At 66.7% G+C, this 21,312-nt stretch carries 15 protein-coding genes and 1 pseudogene; 12 read left to right on the forward strand and 4 right to left on the reverse strand.

From position 1 onward, the window contains the following. Position 1 precedes the first annotated feature (1 nt). The 8 genes from AC0IYS_RS14495 (at position 2) to AC0IYS_RS14530 (ending at position 12,783) form a co-directional block, all read left to right on the forward strand. Positions 2–1,453 carry a glycoside hydrolase family 43 protein gene (locus tag AC0IYS_RS14495; protein WP_471705801.1) on the forward strand — a complete coding sequence of 484 codons (1,452 nt, stop codon included), beginning with the start codon at positions 2–4 and terminating at the stop codon, positions 1,451–1,453. A gap of 154 nt (positions 1,454–1,607) precedes the next feature. Continuing rightward, positions 1,608–3,875, forward strand: a complete 2,268-nt coding sequence (locus tag AC0IYS_RS14500; RefSeq protein ID WP_471705802.1) for a TonB-dependent receptor — start codon at positions 1,608–1,610, stop codon at positions 3,873–3,875. Beyond that, entirely contained in the window at positions 3,875–5,842 is a 1,968-nt protein-coding gene (locus AC0IYS_RS14505) for a serine hydrolase domain-containing protein (RefSeq protein WP_471705803.1), read from the forward strand. The genes AC0IYS_RS14500 and AC0IYS_RS14505 overlap by 1 nt, the downstream gene beginning before the upstream one ends. Positions 5,843–5,862: 20 nt before the next feature. Beyond that, positions 5,863–7,848, forward strand: a complete 1,986-nt coding sequence (locus AC0IYS_RS14510; protein WP_471705804.1) for a serine hydrolase domain-containing protein — start codon at positions 5,863–5,865, stop codon at positions 7,846–7,848. A gap of 28 nt (positions 7,849–7,876) precedes the next feature. Beyond that, entirely contained in the window at positions 7,877–9,364 is a 1,488-nt protein-coding gene (locus tag AC0IYS_RS14515; protein ID WP_471705805.1) for a M81 family metallopeptidase, read from the forward strand. Between the two features lie 76 nt (positions 9,365–9,440). Then, positions 9,441–10,133, forward strand: a complete 693-nt coding sequence (locus tag AC0IYS_RS14520) for a helix-turn-helix domain-containing protein (RefSeq protein WP_471705806.1) — start codon at positions 9,441–9,443, stop codon at positions 10,131–10,133. 209 nt (positions 10,134–10,342) lie between these two features. After that, positions 10,343–11,476 (forward strand): NAD(P)/FAD-dependent oxidoreductase, encoded by a 1,134-nt coding sequence (locus AC0IYS_RS14525; RefSeq protein WP_471705807.1) that lies wholly within the window; start codon positions 10,343–10,345, stop codon positions 11,474–11,476. After that, positions 11,470–12,783, forward strand: coding sequence for a peptide MFS transporter (locus AC0IYS_RS14530; RefSeq protein ID WP_471705808.1), 1,314 nt, complete (start codon positions 11,470–11,472; stop codon positions 12,781–12,783). Before AC0IYS_RS14525 ends, AC0IYS_RS14530 begins: the two co-directional genes overlap by 7 nt. Here AC0IYS_RS14530 and AC0IYS_RS14535 read toward each other — a convergent pair. Both AC0IYS_RS14535 and AC0IYS_RS14540 read right to left on the reverse strand, forming a co-directional pair. Then, on the reverse strand, positions 12,780–12,995 hold the full coding sequence (locus AC0IYS_RS14535) for a hypothetical protein (RefSeq protein WP_471705810.1): 216 nt from the start codon (positions 12,993–12,995) through the stop codon (positions 12,780–12,782). The genes AC0IYS_RS14530 and AC0IYS_RS14535 overlap by 4 nt on opposite strands. A gap of 61 nt (positions 12,996–13,056) precedes the next feature. Continuing rightward, positions 13,057–13,656 (reverse strand): NAD(P)H-dependent oxidoreductase, encoded by a 600-nt coding sequence (locus tag AC0IYS_RS14540; RefSeq protein ID WP_471705811.1) that lies wholly within the window; start codon positions 13,654–13,656, stop codon positions 13,057–13,059. Between the two features lie 188 nt (positions 13,657–13,844). Between AC0IYS_RS14540 and AC0IYS_RS14545 the strand changes: the two are divergent. Then, positions 13,845–14,708: pseudogene (locus tag AC0IYS_RS14545) on the forward strand (AraC family transcriptional regulator); the annotation flags it as partial. 51 nt (positions 14,709–14,759) lie between these two features. Here AC0IYS_RS14545 and AC0IYS_RS14550 read toward each other — a convergent pair. Further along, positions 14,760–15,296 (reverse strand): cache domain-containing protein, encoded by a 537-nt coding sequence (locus tag AC0IYS_RS14550; RefSeq protein ID WP_471708869.1) that lies wholly within the window; start codon positions 15,294–15,296, stop codon positions 14,760–14,762. 240 nt (positions 15,297–15,536) lie between these two features. On the opposite strand from AC0IYS_RS14550, the gene AC0IYS_RS14555 reads away from it, so the two are divergent. The 3 genes from AC0IYS_RS14555 to AC0IYS_RS14565 all read left to right on the forward strand — a co-directional run bounded on the left by AC0IYS_RS14555 (position 15,537) and on the right by AC0IYS_RS14565 (position 20,090). Then, a complete protein-coding gene (locus tag AC0IYS_RS14555) occupies positions 15,537–17,219 on the forward strand; it encodes an AMP-binding protein (protein ID WP_471705812.1) in 1,683 nt (560 codons plus the stop codon). Between the two features lie 152 nt (positions 17,220–17,371). After that, positions 17,372–17,845, forward strand: coding sequence for a (2Fe-2S)-binding protein (locus tag AC0IYS_RS14560; RefSeq protein WP_471705813.1), 474 nt, complete (start codon positions 17,372–17,374; stop codon positions 17,843–17,845). Between the two features lie 10 nt (positions 17,846–17,855). Next, entirely contained in the window at positions 17,856–20,090 is a 2,235-nt protein-coding gene (locus AC0IYS_RS14565) for a xanthine dehydrogenase family protein molybdopterin-binding subunit (RefSeq protein ID WP_471705814.1), read from the forward strand. A 74-nt stretch (positions 20,091–20,164) separates the two neighbouring features. Here AC0IYS_RS14565 and AC0IYS_RS14570 read toward each other — a convergent pair whose 3' ends face one another. Then, on the reverse strand, positions 20,165–21,253 hold the full coding sequence (locus AC0IYS_RS14570; protein ID WP_471705815.1) for an NADH:flavin oxidoreductase/NADH oxidase: 1,089 nt from the start codon (positions 21,251–21,253) through the stop codon (positions 20,165–20,167). Between the last annotated feature and the right edge of the window lie 59 nt (positions 21,254–21,312).

Genomic DNA, 21,312 nt, shown 5'->3' on the forward strand with positions numbered 1-21,312 from the left:
CATGGATCGAACCCGGCAAACCAGGGCCCGCACGCCGGGCCGGAGGTACGCGCTCGACCAATCGTGGCGGGCGGCATTGCTCATGGCGCTGGCCGTGGCGCTGCCGCCCGCCACGGCCGCCAACCCCATCGTCCAGACGCGCTTCACCGCCGATCCGGCGCCGCTGGTGCATGACGGCGTGGTCTACCTGTACACCAGCCACGACGAGGACGACGCCAGCGATTTCAAGATGCGCGACTGGCTGCTGTACTCGTCCACCGACATGGTCAACTGGACCGACCACGGCGCGGTCGCCTCGCTGGCAACGTTCCCGTGGGCGTCGCAGGACAACGACGCCTGGGCGCCGCAGGTGATCGCGCGCAACGGCAAGTTCTACCTGTACGCGCCGGTCAGCGTGGCCGGCTGGCCCAAGAACGTCATCGCCGTGGCGGTGGCGGACAACCCGGCCGGCCCGTTCAAGGACGCGCTGGGCAAGCCGCTGATCGACAAGGCCGAGGGCTACATCGACCCTACGGTGGCCATCGACGACGACGGCCAGGCCTATCTGTACTGGGGCAATCCGCATCTGTGGTACGTCAAGCTCAACGAGGACATGGTGTCGTACTCCGGCCCCATCGTCAAAAGCGACAGCAAGCCGGCCGACTACCAGGAGGGGCCGTGGTTCTACAAGCGGGGCAAGCATTACTACATGGCCTACGCGTCGACCTGCTGCCCGGAGGGCATCGGCTACGCCATGAGCATCTCGCCGACCGGTCCGTGGCAATACAAGGGGGCGGTCATGCGGGCGAACGCCGCGTCCACCGGCAACCATCCCGGCATCGTCGACTACAAGGGCAATTCCTACGTGTTCGGCTTTAACTACGAGCTGAACTTCGCGCAGTCGCCGGTGCACCGCGAGCGGCGTTCGGTCACCGTCGCCAAATTCAGCTACAACGCCGATGGCACCATCCCGGCGCTGCCTTGGTGGGACAAGGACGGCGTCGAACAGCTCGGACGGCTCGACCCGTATCGCCGGATCGAGGCGGAGACGATCGCCTGGACCTCGCGCATCAAGCAAGACGTCGACCGGCCGTTCGACTGGGCCCCGGGCGTGCGCACCGCCAAGGGGCCGGGCGCCGGCATGCACGTGGCCGACATCGTCGACGGCATCTACATCAAGGTGGCCGGCGTCGATTTCGGTAAGGCCGGGCCGTCGCGCTTCGCCGCCAGCGTGGCCAGCGGCGGCAGGGGCGGACAGATCGAGATCCGGCTCGGCAACGTGCAGGGCCCGTTGCTGGGCACCCTCACGGTGCCGAACACCGGCGGCTGGCAGAACTGGCGCACCGTCGAGACACCCGTCGGCGGCGCCACCGGCGTGCATGACGTGTTCTTCGTCTTCAAGGGCAAGTACCGGGCGCCGCTGTTCAATGTCGATCACTGGAGGTTCTTCGGCGCCGACGCGCCAGCCGGCTAGCCGACAAGCTCCAGCCCTGGAGCATGGCGTTGGGCCGCGTGTCAGTTTTCCACAATAGAAAAAAATATTCATATTTTCCATTTGTTCAAATTATGGAAAATAATGTAATATTTGGAAAACGGATTGACCGCGGTCCCATCTCCAGGAGTGCATCATGTACCCAAGCGTATCGAAGTTGTCGAAGTCCTCCCCACACGACGTTGCGCAAAGGAATGCCCCGGCAGACGGTCCGCCGCGCCGCCGCGCGCTCTCCCTGGCCATGGCTTCGGTGTTCTCGCTGGGATGCGCGCAAGCGCTGGCCCAGGCCGGTGCGGCCGCCGAGCCGGAGCCGGCCGCCGCCGCCAACGCGGGCGCCAGGATGGACGTCGTCACCGTCAGCGCGACGCGCCGCCGCGAGCCGGTGCGCGACGTGCCGCTGCGGGTCGAAACGCTGGGCGCCGAGACGCTGGAGCGCTCCGGCGCCGCCTCGCTGACCGATTACGTCGGCTCGCTGCCGGGCGTGTTCGTCGCCAGCGACGGCGGCCCCGGGCGCGGCCAGGTCAACATTCGGGGCGTGTCGGTCGGCAGCATGGGCGCGCCGACGGTGGGCATCTATGTCGACGAGGTGGCCTTCGGTTCCAGCACCAGTTTCGTCGGCGAGGCGGTGTCCGCGCTGGACCTGTCGCTGCTCGACCTGCACCATGTCGAACTGCTGCGTGGCCCGCAGGGCACCTTGTACGGCGCCGGCGCCATGGGCGGACTGCTCAAGTATGTGACCAATGAGCCGGACGCGACGGGCTTTTCCGGCAAGGCCGGCCTGGCGCTGCGCGAGAGCAAGGGCGGCGGACTCGGTCACACGGAAAACGCCGTGCTCAATATTCCGCTCAGCGAAGGCGTGGCGGCGCTGCGCGTGGCCGCCTTCAACCAGCGCGACGGCGGCTACGTGCGCGCGACCGGCCGCGTCACGGGCGAGCACGTCAACGACGGCACCACGCGCGGCGCGCGCGCCTCGCTGCAATTCGACCCGAGCCGGGCGCTGCGTGTGCGCCTGACCGCGACGCAGCAAAACATCGAGCGCAACGGCACCAATCTGGTCCAGTACGACGCCGCCACCGGCCAGCCGCTGCACGGCGACCTGACGCACCGGCTCTACCGGCCGGAACCCTACACCATCAAGACCGGCCTGTTCTCCGGCGACATCGAGTACGACCTTGGCTGGGCCAGGCTCAATGTGATCGGATCGAGCCAGCGCTTCAAGGCCGACACCGCGCTGGACGCCACCGAGATCCTCGGCGCCGAGGGCCTGAACTTCGGTGCGCTCGACAACGCCATCAAGCTGCGCAAGCGCACCGCCGAAGTGCGGCTGACGTCGGCGCGCGGGCCGCTGGAATGGCTGCTGGGCTACTACCACAACAAGGAAACCGGCAACCGCGAGCAACGGCTGTGGGCGCAGACCGAGGACGGTGCCGAGTCGACCCTGGTGACGTCCGGCCAGCCGTCGAATTTCATCGAGAATGCCGTCTACGGCGACCTGACATGGAATCCGACGCCGGCCTGGTCGCTCACCGTCGGCGCGCGCGCCGCCCGCAACCGCCAGGTCTACGGCACCGTCACCAACGGCGTGAAAGACTTCGAGTCGCCCGGCAAGGACAGCTCCAAAACCTATCTGGCCACCGCGCGCTATTCGCTCGACAAGGTCAGCAGCGTGTACGCGCGCGCCGCCAGCGGCTACCGTCCCGGTGGGCCGAATCCGCCCGCGATCGACCAGAACGGCACAGTGGTGCCGGGCGCGCCGCTGTCGTTCGCCGCCGACACCTTGTGGAGCTACGAGCTGGGCTACAAGGCCGATCTGCTCGACAAGCGCCTGTCGGTCGAGTTGGCGCTGTTCGACATCCGCTGGAACAAGCTGCAGCAACCGATCGCCGTCGGCGCCACCACGCTCACCGGCAACGCCGGCAAGGCCGAGTCGCGCGGGCTGGAACTGGCGCTGCGCTACAAGGTCGACGAGCGCTTCAGCATCGACGGCAGCCTGGCCTACACCGACGCCAAGCTCAAGGAGGACGCCCCGGCGCTGGGCGCCTCGGGCGAGCGGCTGCCGAACTCGGCCCGGCTGTCGACGATGCTGGGTGGGCGCTACGATTTCGCGTCGGCCGGCAAGCCGGCCTATGTCGGCGTGACACTGCGCCAGGTCGGCTCGCGCAACGCCGGCTTCGACACGCCCACCACGTCGATCCCGAATTTCCGCATGGCCGGCTACACCTTGGTCGATCTGCAAGCTGGCGTGGATCTGGACGGTTGGGAGCTTGGCGCCTATGTCCGCAACCTGGCCGACAAGCGCGCGCTGAGCGGCGCCGACACCGCGCTGACGTCGTTCGGCGGGCCGCTGCGCGCCTTCCCGGTGCAGCCGCGCACCTTCGGCCTGAACCTGTCGAGGGCTTTCTGATGGCCGGCCCGTCGATGGTGAAATGGCTGGCCGCGCTGGCCGCGCTGACCCTGGCCGCCTGCTGCGTGACGGCGCTGGCGCAAACGCCGCCGACCACGCCGGCGACGGCGGTGGCGCTTTCCGCGCCGGCGCAGGCGACACCGATGCCGGCGCCGCCCAGGGCACGGGCGCTGACGGCGGCCGAGGTCGAAACCTGGCTCGATGGCATGATGCCGACCGCCTTGCGCATCGCCGGCGTGCCCGGCGCGGTGGTGGTGCTGGTCAAGGACGGCAAGCCGCTGCTGCAAAAAGGCTACGGCTACGCCGACCGCGACAAATCGGTGCCGGTCGACCCGGCCGCCACGCTGTTCCGGCCCGGCTCGATCTCCAAACTGTTCACGTGGACGGCGGTGATGCAACTGGTGGAGCAGGGCAAGCTCGACCTGGACGCCGACCTGAACCGCTACCTCGACTTCAAGGTGCCTTCGCGCAATGGCAAGGCGCTCACCCTGCGCCACGTGATGACCCACACCACCGGCCTGGAGGAGGCGGGCCGCGCGCTGATCGTCTACGACGCGCCCCCGCCCGACACCGGCAAGGTGCTCAAGGATTACATCCCGCCTTACCTGTACGACCCCGGCACCACCGCCGGCTATTCGAACTGGGCCACGTCGCTGGCCGGCTACATCGTCCAGCGCGTCTCCGGCAAGCCGTTCGACGATTACATCGAACAGCACATCTTCGCGCCGCTCGGGATGCGCCACGCGACGTTCCGCCAGCCGCTGCCGGCTGCCCTGGAAAAGATGATGTCGCACGGCTATCCCAGCGCCGACGACGAGCCCAAGGGCTTCGAAGTGGTCAACATGCCGCCGGCAGGCAGTCTTGCGGCCACCGGCGCCGACATGTCGCGCTTCATGCTGGCCTACCTCGGCCAGGGCGAGCTTGACGGCAAGCGCATCCTGCGCCCGGAAACGGTCGCCCTGATGCAGACCAACATCACGCGCGCCATGCCGGATCTCAACGGCATCGGCCTCGGTTTCTACCAGCAGGACATGAACGGCCACCGCGCGGTGGGTCACGGCGGCGACACCAATATGTTCCATTCCGACCTGATCTTGCTGCCGGACGACGGCCTCGGCCTGTATGTGTCGGTCAACTCGCCCGGCCGCCACGACCAGGGCAAGTGGCTGCGCGAGCACTTGTACCGCGAGTTCGCCGACCGCTACCTGCCCGACACGCGTCCGGCGCCCGGACCGGGTGTCGACCTGGCCACGGCCGAGGCCCACGCCGCCATGCTGGCCGGCGCTTACCGCACCACCCGGCGCGAGGACTCGACTTTCCTGTCGCTGTTGCAACTGCTCAGTCCGTTGCGGGTGGCGGCAATCGAGCAGGGCCGCGTGGCGATCGAAATCGGCGGCAGCCGTGGCGTGTTCCGCGAGGTGCGCCCGTTCCTGTGGCAGGAGGAGCACGGCAAGCGGCGCCTGCAGGCCATCGTCAAGGATGGCAAGGTCGTGCGCTGGGGGCTGGAGCCTTATGCGTTCGCCTTCGTGTTCGAACCGGTGCCGTTCATGGCCGGCACCACCGCGTTGATCCTGCTGCTGGGCGCGCTCGGCGTGGCCGCCTTGACGGCGCTGGCGTGGCCGGTCGCCGCCTTGCAGCGGCGCCGCCACGCCGGGCCGCCACCGCCGCGCGCGGCGACCTGGGTACGGGTCGCCAGCTGGCTGGTGTTCGTCAGTATCGGCTTGTGGACGGCCACGGTCGCCATGACCGAGGAACTCGACCCCAGCGTGTTGTTGCTATTGGCGCAGGCTTGCACCTTCCTGGCCTTCGTCGGCGGCCTGCTGGCGGCGCTGTGGCATGCCCGCGCCGTCTTCCCCGGCGGCGCCAGGGCGGCGAAGGCATTGGCCGTCATGTGGGTGCTGTCGTTCGCCGTGCTGGTGGCGATCGGCTGGTATCACCACCTGCTGAGCTTTAATCCACACTACTGATCCGCGCGAAGGACCATCCGATGAAATTACGCAGAATTTTCTCCGCCGCACTCTTGCTGAGCCTGGCGCTGGGCGCGGCGGCGCAAGCCCCGGCCATCGATCCGCAAGTGCCGCCCATGCCGCCAACGGCGTCGGCGCCGGGCGGCGGCGGGGCGGTCGCCGCCCCCGGCAAGCCGCTGGACGCGACCGACCTGTCGGCCTGGCTCGACGGCAGGGTACCCTACGCGCTCAAAAGCGGCGAGATCGCCGGCATGGTGATCAGCGTCGTCAAGGACGGCAAGGTGCTGCTGGAGAAGGGCTACGGCCTGGCCGACGTCGCCGCCGCCGTGCCGATGGACCCGGCCACCTCGCTGGTGCGGCCCGGCTCGACGTCCAAGCTGTTCACCTGGACCGCCGTCATGCAGCTGGTGCGGCAGGGCAAGATCGATCTCGACCGCAGCGTCAACGATTACCTCGACTTCAAGATCGACGAGCGCTTCGGCAAACCGGTGACGATGCGCCACTTGATGAACCACCGCGCCGGCTTCGAGGAGGGCATCAAGGACTTGCTCGGCTTCGATCCGGCGCAGGCGCAGACCACCGAGCGCTATTTAAAAGAGCATCCGCGCCCCATGCTGTTCGCGCCGGGCACGGTGCCGGCGTATTCGAACTACGGCGTCGCGCTGGCCGGCTATATCGTCCAGCGCGTCTCGGGCGAACCGTTCGAGGCTTACGTCGAGCACCACATCTTCCGCCCGCTCGGCATGCTGCATTCGACCTTCGTCCAGCCGCTGCCCAAGGGTTTCCCGGGGCGGCTGTCGAAGGGCTACCGCACCACCGGCGAGCCGCCGTCCGAATTCGAACTGGTCATCACGGCGCCGGCCGGCTCGGTGACCACCACCGCCGCCGACATGTCCCGCTTCATGCTGGCCCACCTGGGCCAGGGCGCGGTCGATGGCGTTCGCATCCTCGACGCCGCCACCACGGCGCGCATGCACAGTCCCAGCGAATCGGCCCCGCCCGGTTTCGGCGTGATGGCGCACGGCTTTTTCCGTGGCACGCAGAACGGCCGCGAGGTGATCGGCCATGGCGGCGACACCATCGTCTACCACACGGAGATGAACCTGTTGCCGGGGGAGGGCGTGGGCATCTTCTTCACCTTCAACAGCCGGGGCAAGAATGACGCCGTGTACGGCGCGCGCAAGGAGCTGTTCGACGGCTTCATGGACCGCTACTTCCCCGCAGCGCCGGCCGCCATCGAGCCCGCGCTCGCCTCGGCCGTGGCCGACGCGCAGCGCATCGCCGGCAGCTACCAGAGTTCGCGCCGGGTCGAACACGGTTTCCTGAGCCTGCTCTATCTGCTGCAGCAGAGCACCATCACGGCTAATCCGGACGGCACCATCACGGCACCGGAAGCGACCGGCGGCATCGCCACCTACCGCGAAATCGGCCCGCAGCGCTGGCGCAAGGTTGGTGGTCAGCAGATGCTGATGCTGACCGAGGTGGACGGCGTCAAGACCGTCATCGACAGCGAAAATCCGGTATCAGTGCTGCAAGAGGGTTCGGTGACGCGGTCGTCGGCGCTCAACCTCGGCGTGCTGGTAATTTCCGTGGCGATGTTGTTGGGCGCGCTGCTCGTATGGCCGCTGGGCGCGATGTTGCGCCGCGCCGACCGCGCCACCAGCGGCGCCACGCCTCAGGTGCGCAGGCTGCGCGCGCTGCAACGGGGCGCGGTCGCCGTGTCCTTGCTGTACCTGGGCGCGTGGTTCTTGCTGATCATGCCTTTGCTCAGTACCGACGTCGGCGTCTACCGCACGGCGATCGACTGGGTGGTGGGCCTGCTGGAAGTCAGCGGCCTGCTGGCTGTGGGCGCGGCCGCTGTCGGCGCCTGGGTGGCGTGGCGCATGCCGCGCGCCGGCGCCACCCGCCTGACGCGCGTGTGGGCCGTGCTGGTGGCGCTGGCCTTGCTGGGCGTGGTCTGGATCGGCGTGGTCGGCCAATTGATGACGTGGAACCTCAACTATTAAATCCAGACGACAGCTACCGGAGCAGCGCATGAAATTTTTCATTGCCCATTTCGCCACCGAGACCAACACCTTCGCCGCCGCGCCGACGGGCTTGGGCGATTTCGAGGGCATCGGCATCTTCCACGGCGACGCCAGCCGTCGCGACCCGGAGGGCACGGGATCGTTCATGCGCTTCCTGCGCGGCCTGATCGAGGCCGACGGCGGCGAGGTCGTCGAAAGCCTGTGCACCTTGGCGCAGCCGGGCGGGCGCACGGTGCGCCATGTGTACGAAGCTTTGCGCGACGAGATCCTGGCCGACTTGCGCGCGGCGTTGCCGGTCGACGCCGTGCAACTGCTGCTGCATGGCGCCATGGTCGCCGAGGGCTATGATAATTGCGAGGGCGACTTGACGGCGCGCATCCGCGACATCGTCGGCCCGGACGTGGCGGTCGGCGTCGAGCTCGACCTGCATTGCCATTTCACGCGGCAGCTGCACGCGGCGGCCGACGTGGTCATCGCCTTCAAGGAATATCCGCACACCGACACCGAGGAGCGCGGGCTCGAGTTGTACCGGCTGCTGCTGGACACGGCGCTGCGGCGCGTGCGTCCCGTCACCGCCGTGTTCGACTGCAAGATGATGGGCCTGTGGCACACCACGAAGGAGCCGATGCGCGGCTTCGTCGCGCGCATGGGCGAGGCCGAGCGCGAGCCGGGCGTGCTGTCCGTGTCGCTCGGGCACAGCTTTCCGTGGGGCGACGTGCCGGAGGCGGGCGCCAAGCTGTGGGTGGTGACCGACAACGATCCGGCGCTGGCGCGCGCGGTGGCCGAGCGGCTCGGGCGCGAGTTCTGGTCGCTGCGCGAACGCAGCGGGCCGGAGGTGGTCGGCATCGATGCGGCGCTCGACCACGCGCTAGAAGGCGTGGGCGATTTTGCGCCGGCAGCCGGTCCGGTGGTGCTGGCCGACATTTCGGATAATCCTGGCGGCGGCGCGGCAGGCGACAGCACCTTCATCCTGCGCCGGCTGATCGAACGCGGCATTGCCAACGTCGCCCTCGGCGCGATCTGGGACTTGGGCGCGGTGCACATTTGCAGGAGCGCGGGTGTGGGCGCGCAGCTGGACCTGCGCGTCGGCGGCAAGTGCGGACCGGCCTCCGGCCAGCCGGTTGACTTGCGCGTGACCGTGCGCGCGGCTGTCGCCAATCACAGCCAGGGCGCGCTGGGTGCGCGCGAGCGGCTGGGCGACTGCGTCTGGGTCGAGGCGGCCAACGGCCTGCACCTGCTGCTGTCGTCGATCCGCACCCAAACCTACGGCACCGACGCCTTTACCGGCATCGGCATCGGGCTCGCCGACAAGGCTTTCGTCGTGGTCAAATCGACGCAGCACTTTTACGCCGATTTCGCGCCGCTGGCGCGGAAGGTGTACTACGTCAGCACGCCCGGCGCGATGGATTTCGACTTCGCGGCCATTCCGTACCGGCTGTTCCCGCTCGACCATTGGCCTCGGATGGCGAACCCGCATGGCGCGGCAGCAATTTAGCATTCTGGAAAACGGCGCGCCGAGTTTTCAATCCGGGCAAGGGCGTCTATAATAAGCGCTCTTACAGGGAATACGCATGGCCACTAAACGCGCGAGCACGCACGGCACGGAACGGGACGGCGACCTGGGCGAGTCGCTCAGGCGCATCCGCAAGGAGCGCGGCTTGACCCTGATCGAGGCGGGCGCCCGCAGCGGCATGCCGATGTCGACCATCTCCAAGATCGAGAACAACAAGATGTCGCTGAGCTACGACAAGCTGCTGCGCATTTGCAATGCGCTCGAAGTCGATATTTCGCAGTTGTTCAGCGGTGCGGCGGCGGTCGGCAAGTCGGCGGCGCCGGCGGCCAGCGGGCGGCGCAGCATCAACCGGCGCGGCACCGGCTACGCCATCAACACGCCGAATTATTCGCATCTGTATCCGGCGGCGGATCTGCTCAACAAGCGCGCCGTGCCCATCATCGCCGAGATCCACACCCGTTCGCTTGCGGAGTTCGGCGAGATGATCAGCCATCCCGGCGAGGAGTTCGCCATGGTCCTCGAGGGCACTGTCGACCTGTACACGGACCTGTACGCGCCGGCGCGGCTGGAGACGGGCGACTCGATCTATTTCGACAGCGGCATGGCGCACGCCTACATCGCCGTCGGCGAAGGATGCTGCCGCGTGCTGTCGGTGTGCACCTCGGACGAGCCGAACCAGGAAGCCATGTACACCGCGCTGATGGAAGCGCCGCCGGCCCAGCCGCCGGTCGTCAAAAAAGCCAGGAAGTAGCCCTGTCCGGGTGCGGCGCCGTGTGCGCGCGTCCGAAATTTCCACTCCTGAAATACGATTTCCGCAGCATTCTACTGGCGGCAGGCGGCGTCATGCCGGCCAATCGGCAACGCTCGCGCGTCAATTCAAAAAACGCTTGCGCGCTTCTCCATACTCACCTATCTTTCGTATATAGAAAATTTTCTTATTTCGAAAATATAGGGAGTCGTATGAGTCAGGAAACCGCGGACTTCATCGTGATCGGCGCCGGCATCGGCGGCGCCTCGGTCGCCTACTGGCTGTCGCGCCAGGCGCGCGTGATCGTGCTGGAGGCCGAAACGCAGCCGGGCTATCACAGCACGGGACGCTCGGCGGCGCTGTTCATGGAAAGCTACGGGCCGGAGCAGGTTCGCGCGCTGAGCCGCGCCGGCATCGACTTCTTCAGGAACCCGCCGGCCGGCTTTTGCGAACACCCGCTGCTGACGCCACGGGGCGCCTTCGTGTTCGCCGGGCCCGGCCAGGAGGCCGAGCTTGACGCCCACGAGGCTGCGGTGCGCGCCACCTCGTCGGTGGCGCGGCGGCTGGACGCGCGCGAGGCGCTGGAATTTCTGCCGGTGCTGCGTGCGGACCATGTCATCGGCGGCGTGCTCGAACAGGACGCCTCGGACATCGACGTCGATGCGCTGTTGCAGGGCTTCCTGCGCGGCACGCGCCAGCACGGCGGACGCACCGTCTACGACGCCGCCGTCACCGGCCTGCGCCGCGCCGACGGCCAGTGGACCGTCACCACCGCGCGCAGCGTCTTCCAGGCTCCGGTGATCGTCAACGCCGCCGGCGCCTGGGCCGACACCGTCGCCCGGATGGCGGGCGCCGACCCGGTCGGCCTGGTGCCCAAACGCCGTTCGGCCTTCCTGTTCGCGCCGCCCGAGGGCATCGCCTCGTCGCACTGGCCGCTGTTCCTGGATGTACAGGAATCGTTCTACATCAAGCCGGACGCGGGCATGCTGCTGGGCTCGCCATGCAACGCCGACCCGGTCGCCCCGCACGACGTGCAGGCCGAGGAGCTCGACATCGCCATCGCCATCGACAACATCGAACGCATGACGACCCTGCGCATCCGCCGCCCGGCGCACGTGTGGGCAGGCCTGCGCACCTTCGTCGCCGACGGCGAACTGGTGGGCGGATACGACCCCAAGGTCCCCGACTTTTTCTGGGCGGCGGGCCAGGGCGGCTACGGCATCCAGTCGGCGCCCGGCGCCGGCCGCTATTACGCATCGGTGTTGTTGGGCGAAGGCGCCGGCGTCTTGCCGGCCTTGTCCGGCTTCGATCCGGCCCGTATCAGCCCGGCGCGCTTCCCATGCTGACGTCCGGTATGCGTGACAACGGCACCTGGTTCGGCCAGCCCAAGGGGTTGACGATTCTGTTCCTGACCGAGATGTGGGAGAAGTTTTCGTTCTTCGGCATGCGCGCGCTGCAGATCTACTACATGACCAAGGAGCTGCACTACACGCAGGCATTCTCCTCAATCGTGTTCGGCGCCTACGCGGCAGGCGTCTACCTGACGCCGATTTTCGGCGGCCTGATCGCCGACCGCTGGCTGGGTCGCAGGACGGCCGTCGTCGCCGGCGGCGCGCTGATGGCCGTCGGCCACTTCATGATGGCGTTCGAAGCCCTGTTTTTCCCGGCCATGGTCGTCATCGCGATCGGCAACGGGCTGTTCCTGCCCAATCTGCCCAGCCAGGTGCCGCTGCTGTACCCCAAGGGCGATCCGCTCGCCGGCGCCGCGTTCAACGTCTACTATATGGGCGTCAACCTCGGCGGCTTGCTCGCACCGCTCATCTGCGGCACGCTCGGCGAGGTGTACGGCTGGCACTACGGTTTCGGCGCGGCCGGCATCGGCATGTGCCTCGGGCTGGCGATCTACATTTTGGGTGGCAAGCATCTGCCCGCCGAGGTCTCCAGAACGGCCGACCGGCAGGCGCCGGTGGCGGAGGGCGACGGCGGCGGCAGCATCCGCATGCTGGTCGGCGTCGCGCTTGCCGTCATGCTGTTCCGCATCGCCTACGAGCAGACCGGCAACACCTTTGCGGTCTGGGCCGACACGGCGGTAGAGCGCCAGGCGTTCGGGATGACGATACCCGTCACCTGGTTCCAATCGCTTAATCCGATGTTCGTCATTTTGCTCAGTCCGCTATTGGTGCGGGTCTGGAACCGCCGCGCGGCCAGTGGCAGGGCAACGCCGGCGCTCGAACGCATGAGCATGGGCGCCCTCGGCGTCGGCGCCGCCTATGCCATGCTGGCCGCGTTGATCGTCGTCGGCGGCGTCGGCGGCTTTGCCATCAGCTGGCTGTGGCTGGTGGCCTTTTTCGGCCTCTTCACGCTGGCCGAGTTGTACATCCTTCCGGTCGGGCTTGGTCTGTTCGCCAGCCTGGCGCCGAAGCGCTTCGCCGCCACCACCATTGCCGCCTGGTTCTTCTGTTCGTTCACCGGCAACCTGCTGTCCGGCTTTGCCGGCGCGCTGTGGGAGCTGGTCACGCCTCAAGGTTTCTTCATGCTGATGGCCGGTATCTGCATCGTGTCGGGTCTGGCGCTGTACGCGATCCACCGCGCGCACCGGTCAAGCGAGGTGGCGTTGCCGGCGGCCGGGATACGCCTCGATAAGCCAGCTTAAGGGCCACTTTTGCGTCGGAGAGCTGCCCGCAGGGCGACCAATGGTACGCCTTGAGCTACTGCAATATGGCGCAGCGCTGCCAGCAGCGCTTGGCGACCGCCATTCTCATTTGCTTCATCGATCGCTACGGCGAGGTACTCTTCGACAAAGTCGGGGTCCTCGCGCAACATCTCCGCTACCGTCTCGTCGTGTGGTCGAGATGATTTTTTCATGATGCGTTCCCCCGGCTAGTTTTTCGCTACGACATTAAATCGACCACAGTTCTAATGCAAGTTACCAGTCTAACCCGAGCCCGGCGAGGTGTTTGCGCAGCCGCGCGACATCGCGCTCGACATCTGCCTGCTTCACCACGTCAAAACAGGAGAAGGAGGGCAGGATCTCGGCGCCGCAGAACTTGTAGTTGGCGGTGTTGGCGACAAAAACATCGTCCACGCTTTTTCCATCGAACAGCGATTGGCGAGGGTCGCCGAAGGCCGCCGCAGGGGCGTTCCACGTCAGCGACAGCATGTACTTTTTGCGCTGCATCTTGCCGCCGCTACCGTACTGCTTGCTCGGATCGTCGCGGGTGCGTCCGTCGTCGGTCAGCAAACTCTGCTGCACCAGGCCAGCGGTGAACACCTCGTCGACATATTTCTTGTAGATCCACGGCGTGCCGAACCAGTAGACCGGCGTTTGCAAGACGATCAGGTCGGCATCGACGTGTTTTTGCACTTCCCCGGCGATATCGTAGCCTTCCTGTATCGACGTTTCCACGACTTCGTAACCCCGTTGCGCCATTTCTTCCTTGATGACGCCGGCCATCTTCTGGTTCAACCTGCCCGGGGCGAAGCCTTCGTAAAACTGGTGCGCATTAATAATTAGTACTTTTTTCATTGTTGATCCTGTCGGTAGCCGTGGCGGTGATTGTTGCTGAGTGCCGACATTGTGGCGCCGCGCCGGTGAAAACCGGTTGCCGGATCCGATGGGCTTTTTGCCTGATTTGACGAGTCGTCGCGCAGGCCGGAAAACCGGCCCGCAAGCCGTGCTACGCTCCGGGAGGTTGGCTTGAACGCGAGGATGCGATGAATGTTGGAGTGGAAAAGCCGTCGGCGGCGGAAGACGATTTGGCCGAACTGATCAGTGAGATTGCCCAAACCGATGGCGACTACGCCACTGCGGTGCCCGAGCTCACGGTGTACCGGCGCAGCGCCGCGACCGACCCGATGCCCTGCATTTTAGGCATGGGCCTGGGCATGGCGGTGCGGGGTGAAAAGCGGGTGACACTGGGGACCGACATCTACGACTTCAAGCCGGGGCAAACCCTGGTGACCTCGGTCGACCTGCCGGTGGTTACTTATGTCACGAGCGCCAGCCTGGCCGAGCCGTATCTGGGCCTATGGCTGCAACTCGATGCCCGCGTGATCGGGCAGGTGGCCGCCACCATGGATTTCCCCACGCCGGCGACGACCGGCCCGTCCTTGGGGCTGACGGTCGCCACGCCGGACGCCGGCCTGCGGCGCGCGTTGATTCAGCTGCTGCGCCTGCTGCGCGAACCGGCGCTGGCACCGCTGGTGGCACCGCTGGTGCAGCAGGAGATTGCCGTCCGCCTGCTCACGGGCGAACACGGCCCGACCTTGCGCCGCCTGGTCATGGCCGGCTCGCCGAGCCAGCAGATCGCCAGAGTGATCGCCTGGCTGAAACAGCATTTCACGAAGAATTTTCCGATGGACGACCTGGCCACGCAGGCGCACATGAGCCCGTCCACTTTCCGCCAGCACTTCCGCGAGGTGGCGGGCATGAGCCCGCTGCAATACCTGAAACAGCTGCGCTTGCAGGACGCGCGGCAATTGATGCTGAACGAGGATATCGACGCCGGCAGCGCCGCCGTGCGGGTGGGCTACGAGAGCGCCTCCCAGTTCAGCCGCGAGTACACGCGGCTGTTCGGCGCGCCGCCGCTGAGGGACATCCGGCGCCCTGCAGGAGTCATGACGGCCCGTTTATTGTTTATAGATGCCGCAGCCGATCACCAGCTCGTCGACCTTCTCGACATAGGTCGATTTCGGTTCGATCGCCTTGGTGACCGGATGCGGCCATTTGTAGTCGACCCAGCCTTTGCCCTTGGTCTTGGCGACGTCGAGCATCATCTTGATGAAGAGCTTGTCGTCCGAATCCTTCAGGGCGGTCAAGTCCTTGCCGATCAGCTTGGCGTTAGCGCCGTGCGAGAGCATCTTGCCGTTCATGTCCATGACGAACACGTACAAGTCGCGGTCCTTGAACGGGCCTGCCGTGTCGTTGAAGGCGGCGTAGGATTTCGCCGGACCGTTGGCCTTCAGATATTCGGCGGCGCGTTGCACCAGCGCGGTGGCCTCGGCCGCCGTGCCCCGGTCGTCTGCCGCCAGCACCGGAATGTGCAGGGCCAGCACGCAGGCCGCGACCGACATCGACTTCAGCAGTTGTTTCATACTCGTCTCCTTGAGGTTGTCTTTATGGTCTTTGCGTCTGCACGGCGACCGTTTTTTGAGCGTGTGTCCCATCGTAGTCGCTACATCGGCCCGGAAATGTAACGGCCTCGACAATTAACGTCCTAGAAGTTCAAACGTTGCACTAAAACAACTACCAAACCACCGTCCGATTGTCGCCGCACTGGCAATGCGGTCAAAACTTCTGTGCTACGCTGATTGTTGACTTACGTTTACGTAAACGTAAAAATCGACCAGCAATCATTGCAAGCGCAGTTCACAAAATGACTGGTACCTGGCCACGAGGAGATTTTTATGCAGCAAAATTTGAGCTACGTTCACGGCGCCCACGACGTGCCGCTCATCGGTGTGACGATCGGCCCGTATCTGGCCTCGGTCGCCGCGCGCCACGGCGACAGCGACGCCGTGGTGGTGCCGCATCAAAACGTACGCTGGACCTACCGCGAGTTCGACCAACGGGTGACCCGCGTCGCCGCCGGCTTGCTCAGGCTGGGCCTGCGGCCGGGCGACCGCGTCGGCATCTGGTCGCAGAACTGCGCCGAGTGGGTACTGGTGCAGTTCGCCACTGCCAGGGCCGGTCTCATCATGGTGAACATCAATCCATCGTACCGGCGTTCGGAGCTGGAATACGTGCTCGACAAAGTCCAATGCAGCGCGCTGATCCTTGCGCCGGCGTTCAAGTCCAGCGACTACATCGCCATCGTGCGCGACCTCGTGCCGGCCATCCACCACGCCAAGCCCGGCGCGCTGCAATCCGACCGGCTGCCGCACCTGCGGCATGTGATCCGGCTGGGCGATGAGCTCACTGAGGGCATGTTCAACTTCAGCGCGTTGCTGGCGCCGCCCACCGACGAACAGCTCGCGCACCTGGCGCGGGTGGATGAGGGGCTGCAGTTCGACGACCCGGTCAACATCCAGTTCACCTCCGGCACCACCGGCGCGCCCAAGGGCGCTACCCTGACCCACCACAACATCCTCAACAACGGCTTCTTCATCGGCGAGGCGATGCGCCTGGACGCCGACGACCGGCTGTGTATCCCGGTGCCGCTGTACCACTGCTTCGGCATGGTGCTGGGCAACCTGGCCTGCGTCACGCACGGCGCCGCCATGGTGTTTCCCGGCGAGGGTTTCGATCCCAAGGCGGTGCTGGAGACGGTGCAGGCCGAACGCTGCACGGCCTTGCACGGCGTGCCGACGATGTTCATCGCCATCCTCGACCATCCGGAGTTCGGCCACTATGACTTGTCGACCTTGCGCACCGGCATCATGGCCGGCTCGCCTTGCCCGACCGAGGTGATGAACCGGGTCATCGGCACCATGCACATGAGCGAGATCACCATCGCCTACGGCATGACCGAGACGTCGCCGGTCAGCTTCCAAAGTTCGACCGACGACCCGGTTGCGCTGCGCGTGGCCACCATCGGCCGGGTGCATCCGCATCTGGAGGTCAAGATCGTCGACGGCTCCGGCCGCATCGTGCCGCGCGGCGTCAAGGGCGAGCTGCTCACGCGCGGCTACTCGGTGATGCTCGGTTATTGGGGCGACGACGAAAAGACCCGCGAAACCATCGACGCGGCGCGCTGGATGCATACCGGCGACCTGGCCGTCATCGACGAAGAGGGTTATGCCACCATCGTCGGCCGCTCCAAGGACATGGTCATTCGCGGCGGCGAGAATATCTATCCGCGCGAGGTCGAGGAGTTCCTGTACCGGCACCCCAAAATCCAGGACGTGCAGTGCGTCGGCGTGCCCGATAAAAAATACGGCGAGGAGCTGTGCGCCTGCGTTATCCTGCGGCCGGGCATGCAGGCCGACGCCGACGAGATCCGCGCCTTCTGCGAAGGGCAGATCGCCTACTACAAGGTGCCGCGCTATATCGTGTTCGTCGACGCCTTCCCGATGACGGTGACCGGAAAGATACAAAAGTTCGTGCTGCGCGAACAGGTCGCCGACGGCCTTGGGCTCGCCATGCCATGATCAGCTTGCCGCTGGTTTTTGATTGAACAGGAACGGCAGGCGAATGGAAAACCATCGCTTTAGGCAAGATATCGGTCGGATTCGGCAACCGGTTTCAGGACCGCCAAAGTCATACTTCCAGTGGATAAAATTTCACTGGAGATACGCTTACCATGACCACCCTCAATGTCAACGGCAACGCGCGCGCCATCGATGTCGACGCCGACACGCCCATCCTGTGGGCGCTGCGTGACACGCTCGGCCTGATCGGCACCAAGTTCGGCTGTGGCGCGGCGCTGTGCGGCGCCTGCACCGTGCACCTCGACGGCCAGGCGATCCGCTCGTGCGTCACGCCCGTCTCCGCCGCCGACGGCAAGAAGATCACCACCATCGAAGCGGCCACCGACGGCAGCGACCGCGTCGGCAAGGCCGTGCACGCGGCTTGGGTCAAGCACGATGTCGCGCAGTGCGGCTACTGCCAGAGCGGCCAGATCATGAGCGCGATCGCCTTCCTCAAAACGCTGCCGCGCGGCAAGCAGCCGAGCGTCGCCGAGATCGAGTCCGCCATGGCCGGCAATATTTGCCGTTGCGGCACCTACGCCCGCATCCGCGCCGCCGTCGCCGACGCCGCCCGCACCCTCGCCTAAAGGAACCATCATGCTGACCAACTTCAATCCCAAGGAATTGCCGCGCGCGCTGCAAAACATGATCGAGCGCGAGCAGGGCACCGTCTTGGCATCGGCCAGTCCTCCGCGCCGCGCCTTCCTCAAGGTGATGGGCTTGTCCGGCCTGGCGCTGGGGACATTCCCGGGCATGACGCTGGCGCAGGAGGCCACCGGCCTCAAACCGACCGAGCAGCCGCTGGCCTTCGTCCGGATCGCGCCGGACGGCGTTGTCACCGTCACCATCAACCGGCTCGAATTCGGCCAGGGCGTGCAGACCGGGCTGCCGATGATCCTGGCGGAGGAACTCGACGCCGACTGGTCGCTCGTCACCGCACGGATGGGCACCGACGATCCGGCGTATGTCGATCCGGTGTTCGGCATGCACATGACCGGCGGCTCCGGCGCCATCAAGCACAGTTATACCCAGTACCGCGAACTGGGCGCGCGCGCCCGCGCGATGCTGCTGACGGCCGCCGCGCAACGCTGGAACGTCGACGTGGCGACCTTGCAAACCCGCGCCGGCAAGGTGCTGGGGCCGGGCGGGCGTCAAATAGGCTATGGCGAGCTGGCGCAGGCCGCCGCCGCGCTGCCGGTGCCGCAAAAGGTGGTGCTGAAGGACCCCAAGGACTTCCGCATCATCGGGCGCGCCACCGGCCGCATCGACGCCAAGGCCAAGAGCAGCGGCAAGCAGGCGTTCGGCATCGATACCCATCTTGATGGCCAGTTGACGGCGGTGGTGGCGCGGCCGCCGGTGTTCGGCGCCCGCATCAAATCGGTCGACGACAGCGCCGCGCGCGCCATCAAGGGTGTGCGCGCGGTGCTGCGCGTGCCGCTCGACCGTGGCGCGGAAGGCGTGGCCGTGGTGGCCGATGGCTACTGGAACGCCAAGCGCGGGCGCGACGCCCTGAAACTGGAGTGGAACACCGACGATGTCGAAAAGGTCGACAGCGAAAAGCAGCTCGCCCAGTACCGCGCGCTGGCCGGCCAGCCCGGCAACCGCAAGTTCGACGCCGACATGGCGCCGCAGGCCGGCGCGCCGCTGAGCATCAAGGCGGACTTCGTGTTCCCGTATCTCGCCCACGCGCCGATGGAGCCGCTCAATTGCACCGTCAAGTTGGACGACGGCGCCGCCGAATCATGGACCGGCACCCAGATGCCGGGCCTCGACGCGGCCGCCGCCGCGCGCGTGCTGGGCCTCAAGCAGGACAAGGTCAAGATGAACGTGGCGGTGGCCGGCGGTGGTTTCGGCCGCCGCGCCGTGCCCACCAACGACTTCGTGGTGGAGGCGTGCGAGATCGCCAAGGCCGCCCGGGCGGCCGGCGTGGTCGCGTCGATCCGCACCGTGTGGAGCCGCGAGGACGACATCCGCGGCGGCTACTACCGCCCGATGCACCTGCACCGCGCCCACATCGGCTTCGACGCCAGCGGCAACGTGCTGGCGTGGGACCACGCCATCGTCGGCCAGTCGATCACGGCCGGCTCGCCGTTCGAGCCGTTCCAGGTCAAGAACGGCATCGACGGCACCGCCACCGAAGGCATGCGCGATCCGTATCCGTTCCCGATGCGCCTGACCGTGCATCATCCGAAGCAGAACGTGCCGGTCCTGTGGTGGCGCAGCGTCGGTTCCAACCACACCGCCTTCGTCATGGAGACGCTGATCGACGAGATCGCGCGCATGACCAAACAGGACCCGGTGGCGTACCGCATGCGTCTTCTCAGCCCGAAGCAGGCGCGCCACCGCGCTGCGCTGCAGCTGGCGGTCGACAAGAGCGGCTATGGCAAGCGTCGCCTGGCGGCGGGACGCGCCTGGGGGGTGGCGGTGCACGAGTCGTTCGACAGCGTGGTGGCGTATGTGGTGGAGGCGTCGGTCAAGCAGGGCGAGCCGGTGCTGCACCGCGTCACCGCCGGCGTGCACTGCAACCTGGCGGTCAACCCGCGCAGCATCGAGGCGCAGGTGCAGGGCGGGGCGCTGATGGGCTTGTCGATGTGCCTGCCCGGCGCGGCGATCACGCTCAAGGATGGCGTGGTCGAGCAAAGCAATTTCGGCGATTTCGCGGTGCCCCGCATGCCCAGCATGCCGGCCGTCGACGTGCATATCGTGCCGAGCGCCGAACCGCCGACCGGCATCGGCGAACCGGGCTTGCCGCCGCTGGCGCCGGCCTTCGCCAACGCGCTGGCGCGCGTGACCGGCAAGCCGTTGCGCGACATGCCGTTCAAGTTGGCGTGAGGGCGCGGGGCGGCTGTCCGCGCAGGCCGGTGAATGGCCTGCGTCGCCTGCGCGTCAACTGCCGCTTGGCCCGATCAGTAGCGTTCGAGCCAGTGCGCGTACGGCGCCGGCAGCGTCCACGACGCCCGCTCGACGCCAAGTTCCTTGGCGGCGAAGTAGGCCCAGTGCGGATTGGCCAGATGCGCGCGGCCGACCATCACCAGGTCGAGCTGCTGGTCGCGCACCACCTGCTCGGCGATGGCCGGCGTGCCGAAGCCCCACGCCGACGACACCGGCACGCCGGCTTCGCGCCGCACGCGCTCGGCCACCGGCCCCATGAAGGCCGGTCCCCACGGGATCGACGTGTCCGGAATCGTGAAGCCGACGCTGACGCTGATCATATCCATGCCGGAGGCCTTGAACTGGCGCACCAGTTCGATCGACTCCAGCATCGTCTGCTCGTCGCGGCCGTCGTATTCGATCACGCCGAAACGCACCGTCAACGGCAGGTTTTCGGGCCACACCTCACGCACGGCCCTGAGCGTCTCGAGCAGGAAGCGGGCGCGGTTGGCGGCGCTGCCGCCGTAGAGGTCGTCGCGCTGGTTCGAGTGTTCGGAGAAGAAGGTCTGCGCAAGGTAGCCGTGCGCGAAGTGCAGCTCCAGCCATTCGAAGCCGGCCTCGACGGCGCGGCGCGCGGTGTCGACGAAGTTCTGGCGTACGCGCGCGATGTCGTCGAGCGTCATCGCCTTGGGCACCTTCGGCAGGTTGGCGCCAAAGGCGATGGCGGACGGCGCGATCGTTTGCCAGCCGCGCGCGTCGCTGTCGGCGATATGGTCGTCGCCTTCCCATGGCCGGTTGGCGCTGGCCTTGCGGCCGGCATGGGCGATCTGGATGCCCGGCACGGCGCCGGCGGCCTTGATGGCGCGCACGATCGGCACGAACGCCTGTGCCTGTTCGTCGTTCCACAGTCCGGTGCAGCCCGGCGTGATGCGTCCCTCGGGCGCGACGGCGGTGGCCTCGACGATCACCAGTCCGGCGCCGCCGCGCGCGATGCTGGCGTAGTGCGACAGGTGCCAGTCGGTGGGAATGCCGTCAATGGCGGAATACTGGCACATCGGCGGCACCGCGATACGGTTGCGCAGGGTGACGTCTTTCAGGCTGTAGGGCTGGAATAGGGCGGACATGGTTTCCTTTTTTAAAAAAGTGGCTCAGTGAGAAGATCGATATTTCGAAAATATACGAA

Source organism: Duganella sp. AC237, assembly GCF_979254035.1.

Excerpts from the sequence above, each read along its gene's own strand:
- AC0IYS_RS14495 (WP_471705801.1), top strand. The coding sequence starts at position 2 with ATGGATCGAACCCGGCAAACCAGGGCCCGCACGCCGGGCCGGAGGTAC.
- AC0IYS_RS14500 (WP_471705802.1), top strand. The coding sequence starts at position 1,608 with ATGTACCCAAGCGTATCGAAGTTGTCGAAGTCCTCCCCACACGACGTT.
- AC0IYS_RS14505 (WP_471705803.1), top strand. The coding sequence starts at position 3,875 with ATGGCCGGCCCGTCGATGGTGAAATGGCTGGCCGCGCTGGCCGCGCTG.
- AC0IYS_RS14510 (WP_471705804.1), top strand. The coding sequence starts at position 5,863 with ATGAAATTACGCAGAATTTTCTCCGCCGCACTCTTGCTGAGCCTGGCG.
- AC0IYS_RS14515 (WP_471705805.1), top strand. The coding sequence starts at position 7,877 with ATGAAATTTTTCATTGCCCATTTCGCCACCGAGACCAACACCTTCGCC.
- AC0IYS_RS14520 (WP_471705806.1), top strand. The coding sequence starts at position 9,441 with ATGGCCACTAAACGCGCGAGCACGCACGGCACGGAACGGGACGGCGAC.
- AC0IYS_RS14525 (WP_471705807.1), top strand. The coding sequence starts at position 10,343 with ATGAGTCAGGAAACCGCGGACTTCATCGTGATCGGCGCCGGCATCGGC.
- AC0IYS_RS14530 (WP_471705808.1), top strand. The coding sequence starts at position 11,470 with ATGCTGACGTCCGGTATGCGTGACAACGGCACCTGGTTCGGCCAGCCC.
- AC0IYS_RS14535 (WP_471705810.1), bottom strand. The coding sequence starts at position 12,995 with ATGAAAAAATCATCTCGACCACACGACGAGACGGTAGCGGAGATGTTG.
- AC0IYS_RS14540 (WP_471705811.1), bottom strand. The coding sequence starts at position 13,656 with ATGAAAAAAGTACTAATTATTAATGCGCACCAGTTTTACGAAGGCTTC.
- AC0IYS_RS14550 (WP_471708869.1), bottom strand. The coding sequence starts at position 15,296 with ATGGGACACACGCTCAAAAAACGGTCGCCGTGCAGACGCAAAGACCAT.
- AC0IYS_RS14555 (WP_471705812.1), top strand. The coding sequence starts at position 15,537 with ATGCAGCAAAATTTGAGCTACGTTCACGGCGCCCACGACGTGCCGCTC.
- AC0IYS_RS14560 (WP_471705813.1), top strand. The coding sequence starts at position 17,372 with ATGACCACCCTCAATGTCAACGGCAACGCGCGCGCCATCGATGTCGAC.
- AC0IYS_RS14565 (WP_471705814.1), top strand. The coding sequence starts at position 17,856 with ATGCTGACCAACTTCAATCCCAAGGAATTGCCGCGCGCGCTGCAAAAC.
- AC0IYS_RS14570 (WP_471705815.1), bottom strand. The coding sequence starts at position 21,253 with ATGTCCGCCCTATTCCAGCCCTACAGCCTGAAAGACGTCACCCTGCGC.